The organism is Lentilactobacillus sunkii DSM 19904 (genome assembly GCF_001435575.1).
GTDB lineage: Bacteria > Bacillota > Bacilli > Lactobacillales > Lactobacillaceae > Lentilactobacillus > Lentilactobacillus sunkii.
In genome coordinates this window covers 61,637-75,901 of the sequence record NZ_AZEA01000011.1, presented here as the reverse complement: position 1 = coordinate 75,901, position 14,265 = coordinate 61,637, and the positions used below count along the sequence as shown (strand labels likewise).

10 protein-coding genes are annotated in these 14,265 nt (G+C 43.7%); 7 read left to right on the top strand and 3 right to left on the bottom strand.

Annotated features, from left to right (window positions below; genetic code table 11):
- Positions 1-132 precede the first annotated feature (132 nt).
- The 4 genes from FD17_RS07910 (at position 133) to FD17_RS07895 (ending at position 5,028) form a co-directional block, all read left to right on the top strand.
- Positions 133-606, top strand: coding sequence for an S-ribosylhomocysteine lyase (locus FD17_RS07910; protein ID WP_057825370.1), 474 nt, complete (start codon positions 133-135; stop codon positions 604-606).
- A gap of 183 nt (positions 607-789) precedes the next feature.
- Complete coding sequence (gene metE / locus FD17_RS07905; protein WP_057825367.1) at positions 790-3,075, top strand: 5-methyltetrahydropteroyltriglutamate--homocysteine S-methyltransferase; 2,286 nt, start codon at positions 790-792, stop codon at positions 3,073-3,075.
- Complete coding sequence (gene metF / locus FD17_RS07900) at positions 3,053-3,949, top strand: methylenetetrahydrofolate reductase [NAD(P)H] (RefSeq protein WP_057825364.1); 897 nt, start codon at positions 3,053-3,055, stop codon at positions 3,947-3,949. Before metE ends, metF begins: the two co-directional genes overlap by 23 nt.
- 662 nt (positions 3,950-4,611) lie before the next feature.
- Complete coding sequence (locus FD17_RS07895; RefSeq protein WP_057825362.1) at positions 4,612-5,028, top strand: Spx/MgsR family RNA polymerase-binding regulatory protein; 417 nt, start codon at positions 4,612-4,614, stop codon at positions 5,026-5,028.
- 246 nt (positions 5,029-5,274) lie between these two features.
- On the opposite strand, the gene FD17_RS07890 is transcribed toward FD17_RS07895, so the two are convergent.
- From FD17_RS07890 to FD17_RS07880, 3 genes are read right to left on the bottom strand one after another with little or no spacing between them, the layout of a single operon-like run.
- Positions 5,275-6,228 carry a Ppx/GppA family phosphatase gene (locus FD17_RS07890; protein WP_057825360.1) on the bottom strand — a complete coding sequence of 318 codons (954 nt, stop codon included), beginning with the start codon at positions 6,226-6,228 and terminating at the stop codon, positions 5,275-5,277.
- Complete coding sequence (locus FD17_RS07885; protein WP_057825358.1) at positions 6,228-8,405, bottom strand: RNA degradosome polyphosphate kinase; 2,178 nt, start codon at positions 8,403-8,405, stop codon at positions 6,228-6,230. Before FD17_RS07885 ends, FD17_RS07890 begins: the two co-directional genes overlap by 1 nt.
- Positions 8,402-9,940 (bottom strand): Ppx/GppA phosphatase family protein, encoded by a 1,539-nt coding sequence (locus FD17_RS07880; protein WP_235803195.1) that lies wholly within the window; start codon positions 9,938-9,940, stop codon positions 8,402-8,404. Before FD17_RS07880 ends, FD17_RS07885 begins: the two co-directional genes overlap by 4 nt.
- A gap of 257 nt (positions 9,941-10,197) precedes the next feature.
- Here FD17_RS07880 and FD17_RS07875 point away from each other — a divergent pair, with 257 nt between their 5' ends.
- The 3 genes from FD17_RS07875 (at position 10,198) to FD17_RS07865 (ending at position 14,212) form a co-directional block, all read left to right on the top strand.
- A complete protein-coding gene (locus tag FD17_RS07875) occupies positions 10,198-11,067 on the top strand; it encodes an aldo/keto reductase (RefSeq protein ID WP_057825356.1) in 870 nt (289 codons plus the stop codon).
- A gap of 190 nt (positions 11,068-11,257) precedes the next feature.
- Complete coding sequence (locus FD17_RS07870) at positions 11,258-12,244, top strand: ADP-ribosyltransferase (RefSeq protein WP_057825354.1); 987 nt, start codon at positions 11,258-11,260, stop codon at positions 12,242-12,244.
- Between the two features lie 144 nt (positions 12,245-12,388).
- Positions 12,389-14,212: a heavy metal translocating P-type ATPase gene (locus tag FD17_RS07865; protein WP_057825352.1), complete on the top strand. Its 1,824-nt coding sequence runs from the start codon at positions 12,389-12,391 to the stop codon at positions 14,210-14,212.
- The last annotated feature ends 53 nt before the right edge of the window (positions 14,213-14,265 follow it).

Here is a 14,265-nt window from a genome sequence, read left to right as displayed (position 1 = left end):
ACCAACAACAGATATTGTAGAACCATTAATTCTGATGTGAGGGACGAATGTTTTTTTGTTTCTATAAATCAAAATTGATGATACTGGCATTAAAAGTCAATTAAATATATTTGATAGGGAGATTGATTATTTATGGCAAAAGTAGAAAGTTTTACACTGGATCACACAAAGGTTAAAGCACCATATGTTCGCTTGATTACAACTGAAACCGGTCCTAAGGGCGACATCGTTTCCAACTTTGATTTACGGTTAACCCAACCAAATGAAACCGCCGTTCCAACCGCCGGCCTTCATACCATTGAGCATTTATTAGCCAGCCTGCTCAGAGACCGTCTCGATGGCGTGATCGACTGTTCACCATTTGGCTGTCGAACCGGCTTTCATTTAATCACCTGGGGAGAACACAGCACGACTGAAGTCGCTGAAGCGTTAAAGGGATCCCTTGATGAAATTGCCAATAAGGTGGAATGGAAAGACGTCCCCGGCGTCGACAAGTATAGTTGTGGGAATTACCGTGACCACTCATTGTTCTCTGCGAAGGAATGGAGCAAGAAGGTTCTGGATGAGGGGATTTCGAATGATCCTTATGAAAGACATACAGTGTGACTAAGGCCGGGTGATGCGGTTTCTAAGGTAACTTTGGTTAAAACCCAGCAATTGGGTTTTGACCAAAGTTGCCTTAGAAGTTAGCATCGGGCCTGTCGGAACACGTTTCGGCTAGGTAAAATGTCACCCACCAATTAACTGATATTTCAAAGAATAACCACAAAATAACTGGAGGAATCTATTATGACAACTACCATCATCGGCTTTCCACGCATTGGGCACCATCGTGAATTAAAATTTGCTACCGAACATTATTGGAAAAACAAGATTGATCAAACTGAGTTGCTTAACACTGCTTATGATATTCGCAAAAACCACTGGCAGGCTCAACAAGCTGCCGGCATCGATCTGATTCCCGTTGGTGACTTTTCCTTCTTTGACGGTGTTTTAGACACTGCCAATTTATTGAACATCGTTCCTGAACGCTATAAAGAACTGAACTTATCACCGCTTGATGAATATTTTGCCCAAGCCCGTGGTTACCAAAACGGCTCCGAAACCGTTAAAGCTCTGCCAATGAAGAAGTGGTTCAATACCAACTACCACTATATCGTACCTGAATTTTCCAAAACTACTGATATTAAATTAGTCGGTAGCAAGTTGTTCGACGAAGTTGACGAAGCCCTCAAGCTGGGTATCAACGCCAAAGCCGTTATTACTGGTCCTTACACCCTTTTAAAGCTGAGTCGGTTTATTGACGGCGCAAAAGCAACCGACTTCGTTGACGACCTGATTACCGCTTATTCGGCAGTTATCAAGCATCTGGATCAACAAGATGTTGCCTGGATTCAAATTGACGAACCGGCCCTTAGTTTTGATGTCGATTCAGCCGAAAAAGCCCTCTTTGATAAATTGTACAAGGGCATTCTGGCAGCAAAAGGATCTGCCAAGATTCTCCTCCAAAACTACTTCGGTGATATCCGAGATATTTACAATGATGTCATCAGCCTTGATTTTGATGGGATTGGTTTGGACTTTGTTGAAGGAAAGTACAACTTGGAACTCGTTAAACAAAACGGTTTCCCCGCTGACAAAGTGCTCTTTGCCGGGGTTGTTAACGGTAAGAACATCTGGCGCAACCATTATGAAAAAACAATTAAATTGCTCAATGGCCTGAACACTGAAGCAAAAGTCGTTTTAAGTAGTTCGGCTTCCCTACTTCACGTACCTTACAGCGCCGAGGATGAAACCAAAGTACCTTCCGACGTTAAGCAGCACTTGGCCTTCGCAATTGAAAAGCTGGCAGAAATCAAAGAACTCGACACGATTTATCATGACGAGGCCGATGGCAAATCAGCTTTGGAAAAGAACGATACGTTGTTCCGCAGCGTCAAGCATCCAATTAATGAAGCTGTCCGCGATCGCATTGCCGGCTTAACTGACGCTGACTATACGCGTTTACCAGAACGTGCCGAACGTGAAAAGATTCAGAAAAAAGAGTTTGATTTACCAATCCTGCCAACAACCACAATCGGTTCGTTCCCACAAACCAAGGATGTCCGTCAAAACCGGGCAAAACTTCGTAAGGGTGAAATCAGTAAAGAAGAATACGATAAGTTTAATGAAGACAAAATTCGCAGGATCGTCAAAATCCAAGAAGAAATCGGTTTGGATGTCCTGGTTCATGGTGAATACGAACGTAACGACATGGTTGAATACTTCGGTGAAAAGCTGGACGGCTTTGTCTTTACCCAAAACGGTTGGGTTCAATCATATGGAACCCGTGGTGTGAAACCACCAATTATCTGGGGTGATATCAGTAGAACTGCTCCAATCACCGTTGCTGCATCAGTATTTGCCAAGAATCTCACCGATAAACCAATGAAAGGCATGCTCACCGGACCGGTTACCATCTTCAACTGGTCATTCCCTCGAGAAGACGTGACTCCTAAAGAATCTGTGACGCAAATTGCCCTGGCTCTTCAAGATGAAGTCCTTGATTTGGAAAAACACGATATTAAGATTATTCAAATTGACGAACCTGCCTTACGTGAAAATCTGCCGCTTAGAAAGTCCAACTGGTATTCTGAATACCTTGACTGGGCAGTCCCCGCATTCCGTCTGGTTCACAGCAAAGTTCAACCAAGCACGCAAATTCATACGCATATGTGCTACAGCGAATTTGGTGACATCATTAAGGCAATTGATGCCCTAGATGCCGATGTTATCTCATTTGAGGCTTCACGTGCGGACTTTACGTTAATTGATCAGTTAGTTGCTGCCAATTTCCAGACTGAAGTCGGACCTGGCGTTTACGATATTCATTCACCACGGATTCCTTCCGAACAAGAAATTGAAGGCCTTATCAAACAGCTGGTTGCCAAATTACCTGTTGATAAAGTATGGATTAATCCCGATTGTGGCTTGAAGACCCGTTCAGAAGAAGAATCATTTGAAAGTCTGAAAAACATCGTTAACGCCACCAAGAAGGTTAGGAGTGAAATCAATGAGCCTAACGGAGTTATTTAAAACCAAAACTGTTTTTTCTCTGGAGGTCTTTCCACCTAAGAAAAGCTCGCCGACAGAAGCAATTTTGCCAACCCTCAAACGACTGCAGTCTATTCATCCCGACTTCATTTCGGTAACTTTGGGAGCCGGTGGCACCGACCACTGTAATGGGACGGTCGAAATTGCCAACCTGATTCAAAATCAGTTGGACATCCCTGCTGTTTCCCACGTTCCCGGCCTTTATCAATCCAAGGAGGATGTCTTGGCATTGCTGGATCGGCTGGACAGCATCAACGTCAAAAACATTTTGGCGTTGCGTGGTGACAGGATTCCGGGTAAAGAACCGGTTGGCGATTTCAATCACGCCAACGAATTAGTTGCCTTTGTCCATGAACAACGGCCTGATTTCAGCATTGCCAGTGCGTGTTATCCCAACTGTCATACCGAAGCACCGGATTTTGTCAATGACATCACTCACTTAAAGCAAAAGGTGGATGCCGGCGCCGACCACTTAATCAGCCAACTGTTTTTCGACAACCAGGCCTTCTATGACTTCAAGGAGAAAACTGAACTTGCCGGGATTCATGTCCCGATCGAAGCAGGAATTATGCCCTGTACCAACAAGAATCAAATTGAACGGATTACCCAAATCTCCGGTGTTCCAATTCCAAAGAAATTTGCTGCAATCATGGACCGTTATCAGAACAGCGAAGAAGCAATGCTCGACGCTGGAATCGCCTTTGCGGTGGATCAAATTATTGATTTGGTATCCCAAGGCGTTGATGGCATTCACCTTTATACGATGAACAAGTCTAAAATTGCCAAACGAATCTGGAATGAAACCCGCTCGGTATTTGAAGCAGCTGACACATCAATTCAAAAGGATCATGCATAATTAAAAAGCGTCATGTTATCTAACCGGCTTGAACGATTAGGTGACATGGCGCTTTATTTGCGGGGATTCAACTTGGAGGAGATGATTCCGCTTAATTAACATGAGCATTTAAACGTGGGTGACGAATCAAGTGGTTGGCGATCATCATCATAACCGCGGTGGCGGCAATTCCCGACGTGTAATAAATCTTTTTTCGATTCATTTAAATTCTTCCTTTCTTGGAGAATCTTGAAATCAACTATTTGCTTGAAGAAAGATATCTTGGAGGAGACTCTCTTCTGAATGTTTGAATTCAATTTAGCTGCAGCTCACTGTTCTGCGTTAACCGTTAAGGTTGATTGTTGTGTGCCTTCTTTCTTTTTGGATTGTTTATAGATTACTGTAAGCAACTTAACTGAAGCTTAAATCCAGCATATGGTTCAAATTTGGCTTCGACTCTTAAGAAAATCGCTAGAATTACGATGTAAAACGAACGAAATATTAAGGATTGTTTAATATTTCACATGGCTTTAAAACGCCGTTACAGCAGGCTTTCATTAAGCTATATCTTATGTTGAACATTTGACTTTTATTATAGATATGATAAGATAAAAGTGGGGATAGGTTCATGAGCCGGTGCATGAATCTAATTGTCGTCACAGTCAGTAAAGGAGATGGCAGCAATGCTCAACTTATATATTTCACCTAGCAGTTCCTCATGTCGGCGAGCAGAAAAGTGGTTAAACGATCATGGTATCCGGTTTGATAAACGAGATATTTCAAAGCATCCGTTAAACGTTGACGATTTAAAACAAATCCTCCGATTGTCAGAAAACGGGACGGAAGATCTCATCTCAACTCGGTGCCACAGCTACAAGAGATTAAAACGCAAACTCGACTTTGATAATTTGCGAATCTCTCAATTAATCGATCTGATGGTTGAATATCCAGATCTCATCCGACGGCCGTTGATCTTCAATAACCAACAGCTTCAGGTTGGCTTCAGCGAAGAACGAATCCGGAGCTTTCTGCCAAAGGAAACCAGAAAAGCCATGCTCAACGACTTGCTTGACCGGGCAAACGAAAACATAACGGCATAACGATACTTATTTAGCAGCCGAGTGGGTTCATGAACGCCCGGTTCTTTTTTGCCATTATTAGCCAACCAAAAAGGAGCAATGAACGAAACATGTATTTCGTCCATTGCCCCTATGAAATTTTCATTACATATCCATGACGTGTTCCAACGACGACGTAAAACTACCAGTCTACTGAAAGACTGCTTCTCTTACGTAGCCTATGGTATGCATTCAGAGCAAACTCGCCTTTTCTCACACTCACATTTTTTAACTTTTTTCTTGTTCTTTAATATTTTCTTGGATAATATCATGCAGTCGATTGAATAGAATTCCTTCACGCAACCCACTGGTGGAGAACATAATCCGATCCGAATCCAGATAGTTCATTAACAGAATCACCGGAATCAGACCGCCGACAATGATATCAGCCCGTTCCTTGTTAATTCCGGGAACCTTTTTTCGTTCATCCAGATTCATTCGAATGATTTTTTCAAACGTGCCATTCGTCGCATCGTCTCGAAGTTGGTAACCGTGAATATCATTGGTATCCAACAAGTTATTGAAACGCCGATTGATTTTGGCCAGGGTTCGATTACTGCCGCCTAATCCGATAATTGGCAGGTTAAGTCCGTTTCGCAGCCACCAAACACTTTGGAAAATCTTGTTAACAAAGATCATGGCTTTGAAGACTTCTGCGGCTGAAATTTCATCTGCCAAATCAAATTTGGATGAAAGGGTCACTGATCCAATTGGAATGCTAATCAGGTTACTGACTTTGCCATTTTGGACCAGGACAATTTCAGCACTCGCCCCACCCGTATCGATGATCACGGCGTTGGTGGCAGGCAATGTCTCACTGACACCGACATAATCCAAGTAGGCTTCCTTGGTTCCGGAAATGACCTCCAGATTGATGCCAATGTCATTTTTGACCCGCTTTAAAAACTGCTTTTGATTGGTGGCCTGCCGGACAGCTGCCGTAGCAACTGCCTTAATTGTCAAATGGTCCAATTTGGAATAAATCGATTTAAAACCTTTAAGCGCAGAAATCGTTCTGTCGATTGCTGCTGGCTGCAGAATTTTTTCTACACCCATGTTCTCTGACAAACGGACATACTGCTTTTCTTCGGCAACTGTCTCGTAAGAACCGTCATTACTGATTTTACTGATAGTCATCCTAACTGAGTTGGAGCCTAAATCAATAACTGCTAAATTTTCCATTACTCTCCATCTCTCCCGTCCTCATCATTCAATGGATCAGGTTGATTTTGTGGACTCATCATTGGTTGAAATTGGGCACCACTTTGAGGGCGTGCTTCTCTTTGCTGGGCATTTGTCAGCTTAGTTGCCTGAGCGGCAAAATACTCTTGAGAATTCAGAGGTTCACGGCCTCTTCTGTCAACGCGTTTGTATACCCCGTCTTTATCCAGATTCCGAGTCTTAACGTTATCATTCCACATCGTATTGTAAATGTCGACTACCCGTTTACTTAAATCAGGCTGGAGAACTGGGAACAGCTGCTCAACCCGTCGATTCAGATTTCGAGTCATCAGGTCGGCACTTGAAAGGTAAACTTGTTGATCACCGTCAAAATTAAACATATAAATCCGGCTGTGCTCGAGGAAGCGGCCAACAATTGAATGCACAGTAATGTTCTCACTGACATCCTTGATGCCCGTCTTCAAGCAGCAGATTCCCCGGATAATCAGGTCAACTTTTACTCCGGCATGAGAGGCTTCATACAACTTCTCAATCATTTCAGAATCTGACAGTGAATTCATTTTCATCTGAACATGAACCGGTCGGCCGGCTTTTGCATACTTGATGGACTCGTTCAACCGGCTCGTAATGAACTCACGAATACCGTTTGGTGAAATGTGGAGCTGGTGGAAGTATGGTGGCCGCGAGTACCCTGACAACATGTTAAAGATGTTGGTTACGTCAATTCCAATATCAGTGTTGCAGGTTAACAATCCCAAATCAGTATAGAAGTGGGCGGTCACGTCGTTATAGTTACCGGTTCCCATATGAACATAGCGACGAATCCCATTTTCTTCCCGTCGAACAACCAACGAGAGTTTGGAGTGGGTCTTGAGCCCAACCAGGCCATAAATAACGTGACATCCCATCTTTTCTAGCTGGCGAGCCCAATGAACGTTGTTTTCTTCATCAAACCGCGCTTTAACCTCAACCAGTACCGTTACCTGCTTACCATTTTGGGCAGCCCGGCCAAGGTACTTGATGATTGGTGAATCACCGGAAACCCGGTACAGCGTCATTTTGATGGCAAGGACTTCGGGATCGGTTGAGGCCTGCCGGATAAACTCAACGACTGAGTCGAATTTATCGTAAGGGTGCTGCATCAGCCAATCGTGCTTTTGAATGGCATCAAAGATATTGTGATCGGAGTTAAGGGCTTCTGGCTGATATGGCTTATATGGCTGGTATTTCAGATCATCATGCCCGATAACCTTGCCCGCTAATTTGCTTAAGAAAGTCAGATCCAATGGTCCGTTCACCTCATAGACCGAATCCTCAGCCGTTTGAAGTTCTTTAACCAGGCGCTTACGAAGCTTGTTGCTAATTGTTGAATCCACTTCCAACCGGATAACTTGACCGTGTTCACGCAGTTTTAACTGCTGCTGAACTTTTTTGAGCAGGTCGGAAGTATCTTCTTCGGCCACATCCAAGTCCATATCACGGATAACCCGAAAGACGGAAACTTCTTTAATCGTATAATTGATGAATAATTGGTCAACAAATTGCTTGATGATGTCTTCGATTAAAATGAAGTCATTGTCGCCGCCAGGCAGTTTAACGACCCGCGAGAAGATGCTGGGTACTTGAAGCGTGGCGTACAACGTCTTTTCATCTTCATCGTCATTCTTATTAAGCCGCAGTGAAAGATTAAGCGAATCGTTGTTAATAAATGGGAACGGCCGTGAACTGTCGTCAGCCATTGGTGTCAGGACAGGATACAATTCATCATGGAAATAACCTTTGATGAACTGATACTGGGCGGAATTAAGATCGCCAACCTTCAGCAAATGAATACCAACCTGACTTAACGCCGGCAGAAGTGACCTGTTCAACGTACTATATTGCCGGATCAGCATCTCATGGGCCTTAACGTTGACATCCCGCAGCTGTTGTTCAGCTGAACGGCCTGATGAGTCGCGGCCATCCCATTTAACCTCAACCAGTTTTGCCAGTGAAGCAACTCGGACCATGACCCACTCGTCAAGGTTGCTTTGGGTGATTCCCAAAAACTTGACCCGTTCAAGTAACGGATTATTCTTGTCACGAGCTTCTTCCAACACCCGCTCATTAAAATCAAGCCAGCTGAGTTCGCGGTTGTTATAATACTTGGGATTTTTGAAATCAATTTTGTCTGTCATTTCGCTTTTATCCCCCTTTGTTTAAGGACTGCTTTATATCCATATGCTTCTGTAAAGAAATGACTCTTAGTGTTGAAAATCCAATGTTCATAAGCTAAGTTGGCATTACTGAAGACGGTGATGACGACTTTGGATTCTTTGATTGAAACCGAAATCTTTTTGATTTTTTGCTGACGATCGTCATCCAAGGCATCGGCCAATCGGAGAATCGCTGCTAATTTGGCAATCAATCGACGGCTTTCAGCTGAGATATGCTGGAAGTGAATCAAATCTTCATTCGGCGTCGTTGAACTGTGATAACGGGCGATGGCCGCAATCACGCGGATGTCGTCACGTGACAACCCAATAATTTCCGAATGCAGAATAATATATTCAGAATGCAGATAATGTTCATGGATGCCGATGTAATTGCCGGAATCGTGGAGAATTGAAGCAACTTGAAGTAAGGTTCGTTCTCGTCGACCCAATTTGTGCAGTGGTCTTAACTGGTCAAACAAATGAAGGGCAAACTTGGTTACCAAGTCTCTGTGAACCGGTTCAACATCGTAATGTTCAGACAAGTTAAGTGCCAGGCGAATAATTTCCGGTGTGAAATCAAGCTTGGAGTACCCACGTTCAAGGGCCTCTTGATTAACCAATCCATCAACAACGCCTGAACTTGAAAAGCCAATCTCCACGGCGTTGGTGACCCGTAAAATTCTTCGAGTCAACAAGAGCTCAGGTAAAACCATCGGGATATAGTTTGGATCAACCTGCAGCCGTTCGATTAAATACTGATCGGATGTATCCACCAAATCGTCCACCAATTCAGTAAAGTCATTAGCGGTTATCGTTTCACCGACTTTAGTGTGCTCATAATTTTCAACTAATCGTTGTAGCGGTAATGAACCTAATAAAATAATTTTGCTTGGCTTTTGGCTGGAAACCACACTAGCCGGGTTGCCAATGTAAAAGTCGTTTAACTTGGAGTCAATATAATCATTTAATAAGCCAATCGAACTTGGTGCCGTTTGCCGTAAACTCTGAAGATCCTCGGCAATTTTAATCGGTCCCAAGGCAAAACTGGTTGAGTCGACGAATTTGCCATTCTTAAACTCGGTAATTGCAGTATTTCCTGACGTAATGCCGACCAAAAAGACGGTCCGATTATCGTCATTTTTTTGGTTACGAAGTTCGATTGAAATATTCTGATTTCGGTAGTAGGTTTCTTCACTGCTTGAAAGCCACTCAATATTCAAACCCGTGTGTAGAAATAGCTGGTCGGCAATAAAGTCTGAATTAATTGCTTGGTGCAATGCACTACTTCCAAATAGTTTGTAATTTTCGACACCGTAATCGTTTAAAATTTGAACAAAGCCAGTCAACGCTTCCGATACTCTGTTAACTGACTCGTACTTAACCGGCTGATCCTGATAAACATCATCCCCCAGGTTAATGTCCTTTTTGACATGTTCCAGTGGCTTTAGAGTCTTTAAATTCACAATCAACAATTCCAACCCTTGGACGTTAACCATCATGACGCCGTAATATTTCACTGCCAATGTATTCACCTTCTGTATGGATTCCCAACGCTGCATCCGAAAAAACATATCTCTCTTATCAGAATAAGTATACAATATTTTACGATCAATTAATCGCTTCACATATCTTTACAAGTTAAGTTTTTGCGATTTTTAGTAATTCATGGATTAACGATTGCTTATTATTACAAAACAGTTTGATTGACATCGATTACCCAACGTCTGAGAATATAAATGTACCTATATTGTTTATTATGAAAGAAGTGGAATTGATGACTGAACTTAATGCAACAAATTCTGGTACTTACAAATTTGATGACCAATTTATTGTCAATCGCTTGGGTTATGGCACCATGCAGCTGACTGGCAAGGGAACCTGGGGGCCATTCCCCGACCCTGAAAAGGCAGCTGACGTTGTATTCCGGGCCACAGAGCTTGGAATTAACTTCTTCGATACTGCGGATTCTTACGGCCCTTGGTTTGCCGACCGCTACTTGGCAGAAGGCTTGAAAGGTGCCGCCAACCGCAACAAAATCTTTATTTCCGATAAAGTCGGCCAGACCCGTCAAGGTCCAAACGTCTGGACACCGCATGGCGAACCAAACTACTTGCGTCAGCAAGTCGAAGTTTCCATGATGACTCTGGGGATTGACCATGAGGATTTGGTCTTCCTTCACCGAATTGACTCGCACTTCCCAGTTGCCGATCAAGTCGGTGAACTCAAGAAGATGCAGGACGAAGGTAAGATTAAGCATATCGGTTTGAGCCAAGTCACTGTCGATCAAATCAAAGAAGCTCAAAAGTACGCCAAGATTGACGCCATTGAGAATCTTTACAACGTTGGCAATCATGGTGACGATGATGTCGTAGACTACGCTGAGAATCAGCATATGGCCTTTGTGCCATGGTTCCCACTGGACACGGGTAAATTAGTCGGTACCGACAGTCCACTGAGTTCAATTGCCAAGAAGTATAATGTTTCCGAAGCTCAAATTGCTTTAGCATGGCTGTTGAAACGTTCACCAAACATTCTCCCAATTCCAGGAACCAGTTCAGTTGCCCATTTGGAAGATAATGTTGCAGCTGCCAATGTTCAACTGAGTGATGAGGATTTTGATACTTTAAGTCATCTATCTAAATAAGCATAAAATTGTCAAAAGGACCGTTTAGCCTTCATCAATGAAAGGTTGAACGGTCCTTTATTCATAAGCTGTAGAATCCTAAAATCTGACCTGTTAAATCCCCCAGCATTGGCATTTGATTATAACTTCACTTGAAATGCACAATGATTAGTGTAGAATGATGCTTATCATTTTGAAGGGATGAGTGACAATGTTAAAGCTTAAAGCAACTCTTTTATTAGCCGCTGCCTTAATCGGATTATCAATTCAAGCCCCTAGCAGTGCCAATTCGGTCAAAACGGAAGTGGATGGGAACACTTCTACAACGGTTGCCACATCATATTCGGTCAAAGTTAAAGACATTGGCCGGCATTATTTGGTGACCAACAAGACTGCAAAGCTTCATCCATTCTCGTCCGGTAAGGTCTCAAGTCACAAATCGTTGACAATCCCAAAAAACTCCGTGCTGACTGTTCAAGGAAACAAACAGCATCTTAAAGGTAAGATTATTTCGCTCGTCGGTAAAAAGCATCAATACTTTTTAGCTCATCCCAACAATTTTGTTTACAACTCGACAGGGGTTCGAAATACGCCGCAGACTGCCCATGAGCTTAAAAATGGCTCCAAAAAATGGGCCAAGTCCCTGAAGAATGGCCAAATTAAAGCCATCCGTTATTATACGGATAAAGGCTATACCAAGATCAATACTGCATTACGATTTCCAAAACAGCCGGCCTCCAAGAAAGTAACCGACAGTATCAGCAAAATCAATGCCGGTATTCAAACTTTCAAGTTGGCAAAGCCACTCACCGTGTACCGTGGGACTTCTACCATTGGTTTGAAGAAGTCATTGGGAAATCGATCAATCAAAATCGGTCATTCCTATGCCGATCCGGCGTACTCATCCTGTACCCTCAGCCAGATGATTGCCCTTGGCTTTTCCCCTCAGCACGTTGTCCTCAAAGTCAACTTGCCAGCTGGGCATCATGGGGCTTATATCGACCCGATTTCAACCAACGTCGGTGAAAAAGAATATCTGCTAGATAGTGGAGCCAAGTTAATCGTGACCGGTTATCAAAAAGCTCAATCAACTGTCCATACGGTCGTCACAGTCAAGAAACGCGGCCATGCAGCGAAGCATCACGCAACTAATGTAAAGACCAACTACACATTGGTAACACTTAATGTTAAGCAATAAACAAACAAGTTTTGGGATTAATTCTCAGAACTTTTTTTGTTGTCAAAATACTGCTGTACCTGCCTTCAGAGCCGTCATTCGCTTTTCTACTTTAGAACTGTTATAATCTAGTTAAGGAACTATTTCTGATTGGAGGCGTTTATGATGAGTAAATTGACCAACTATATGAGATTAATCGGTGTGTTTGTGGTTGCCGGAATCGCACTGGTTCTGCAATTCGGCTTCAACCAAGCTCTTTATGCCCAAATCGTCATTTCATCTGTTGGATCACTAATTGCACTATTGATGTTTATTGACATGGTTAAAACACTCCGATCAGGAAAATTCGGAGTGGATTTATTAGCGATTACCGCGGTGATTGCGACGATTGCTGTTGGTGAATATTGGGCAGCGTTAATTGTTCTGTTGATGCTGACAGGTGGTGATGCTCTGGAAGATTACGCAGCCAACAAGGCGAACTCAGAATTGCAGTCACTGCTGGAAAATTCCCCTCAGTCTGCCCATCTCCTTAAAGATGATTCAATTGTTGACGTCACCATCGATCAAGTTAAAGTCGGTGACCGGATCGTTGTTAAGCCCGGTGAGGTTATTCCAGTTGATGGAACGATTACCGAAGGAACGACAACCGTTGATGAATCGTCACTAACCGGTGAATCCCGGCCAATTGATAAAGTCGCCGGTGGGAAGGTCATGTCAGGGGCAATTAACGGTGACGCCTCCTTTGACATGATTGCCGATAAAACTGCCGATGAATCACAATACCAAAACATTATCCGGTTGGTGAAGCAGGCTGAGGCAACTCCCGCCCATTTTGTTCGAATGGCCGACCGATACGCCGTGCCGTTTACAATCCTGGCTTATGTGATTGCCGGGGTGGCCTGGTACATGGCCGGCGACCCGGTCCGGTTTGCCGAAGTATTGGTTGTTGCATCCCCTTGTCCATTAATTCTGGCGGCGCCAATTGCGCTTGTATCAGGAATGAGCCGGGCAAGCCGAAATGGGATTATCGTTAAAAGTGGAACAATTATTGAAAAGCTCTCAACCGCAAAAACATTTGCCTTTGATAAAACCGGAACCATTACCAAGGGTCATTTAACAGTTAGTGATGTTGGTGCTACGGCTGGTTATACCAAGGAACAAGTTTTGGCACTGGCTGCCGGAGCCGAACAACAGTCAAGCCACATTCTGGCCCGTTCATTGGTTTCAGCAATCCCTGACAAAATTCCAACGGCTACAAACGTTGTGGAAACGACTGCCGAAGGTGTTCAGGCAACTATTAACGGCCAGACAGTCAAAGCCGGCAAAGCCGAATTTGTCTCATCCGATCCAATTAAAAAGCTTGATCAAACGACCGTCTATGTTTCCGTCGATGGAAAATACGTTGGTTATGTGGCCTTCTCCGATGAACTTCGTCCAGAAGCCAAGGCCGTTATGGACAGCCTTCATGAGCAGGGTGCCACCCAGATCATGATGATTTCCGGTGACCGTCTACCGATTGCCGAAGAAATCGCCGATCGCGTCGGCATCGATAAAGTGTATGCAGAACGATTACCACAAGAAAAAATTGACGTCATTAAGCAGGTCGACAAAAAGCACCGTCCTGTCGTGATGGTCGGTGATGGTGTCAATGATGCACCATCGTTGGCAACCGCCGATGTCGGCATCGCCATGGGGGCTCACGGGGCAACAGCAGCCAGCGAGTCAGCTGATGCAGTTGTTCTTAAAGATGACCTGGGCTTGGTTAGTAAAGCCGTCCGAATCTCGGATGACACCATGAGAGTTGCCAAAGAATCTGTCCTGATCGGAATCGCGATCTGTACGATTTTAATGCTGATCGCCAGTTTCGGTGTGATCCCGGCAATCATCGGTGCCATGCTCCAAGAAGTCGTTGATACTGTGACAATTCTCTGGGCATTAAGAGCTCGTGCCGGTGATAAAAAAGAAGCCGATCTGGTCCCGGCCCAATAATCTGATTTGACAAATTTGGAGATTGCTTTATATTTAAAACAGTAATAAGTACC

What these genes read in the sequence shown, in the direction of transcription:
- FD17_RS07870 (WP_057825354.1), top strand. Translation starts at nt 11,258, where the DNA reads ATGTTAAAGCTTAAAGCAACTCTTTTATTAGCCGCTGCCTTAATCGGA.
- FD17_RS07895 (WP_057825362.1), top strand. Translation starts at nt 4,612, where the DNA reads ATGCTCAACTTATATATTTCACCTAGCAGTTCCTCATGTCGGCGAGCA.
- FD17_RS07865 (WP_057825352.1), top strand. Translation starts at nt 12,389, where the DNA reads ATGAGTAAATTGACCAACTATATGAGATTAATCGGTGTGTTTGTGGTT.
- metE (WP_057825367.1), top strand. Translation starts at nt 790, where the DNA reads ATGACAACTACCATCATCGGCTTTCCACGCATTGGGCACCATCGTGAA.
- metF (WP_057825364.1), top strand. Translation starts at nt 3,053, where the DNA reads ATGAGCCTAACGGAGTTATTTAAAACCAAAACTGTTTTTTCTCTGGAG.
- FD17_RS07890 (WP_057825360.1), bottom strand. Translation starts at nt 6,228, where the DNA reads ATGGAAAATTTAGCAGTTATTGATTTAGGCTCCAACTCAGTTAGGATG.
- FD17_RS07885 (WP_057825358.1), bottom strand. Translation starts at nt 8,405, where the DNA reads ATGACAGACAAAATTGATTTCAAAAATCCCAAGTATTATAACAACCGC.
- FD17_RS07910 (WP_057825370.1), top strand. Translation starts at nt 133, where the DNA reads ATGGCAAAAGTAGAAAGTTTTACACTGGATCACACAAAGGTTAAAGCA.
- FD17_RS07875 (WP_057825356.1), top strand. Translation starts at nt 10,198, where the DNA reads ATGACTGAACTTAATGCAACAAATTCTGGTACTTACAAATTTGATGAC.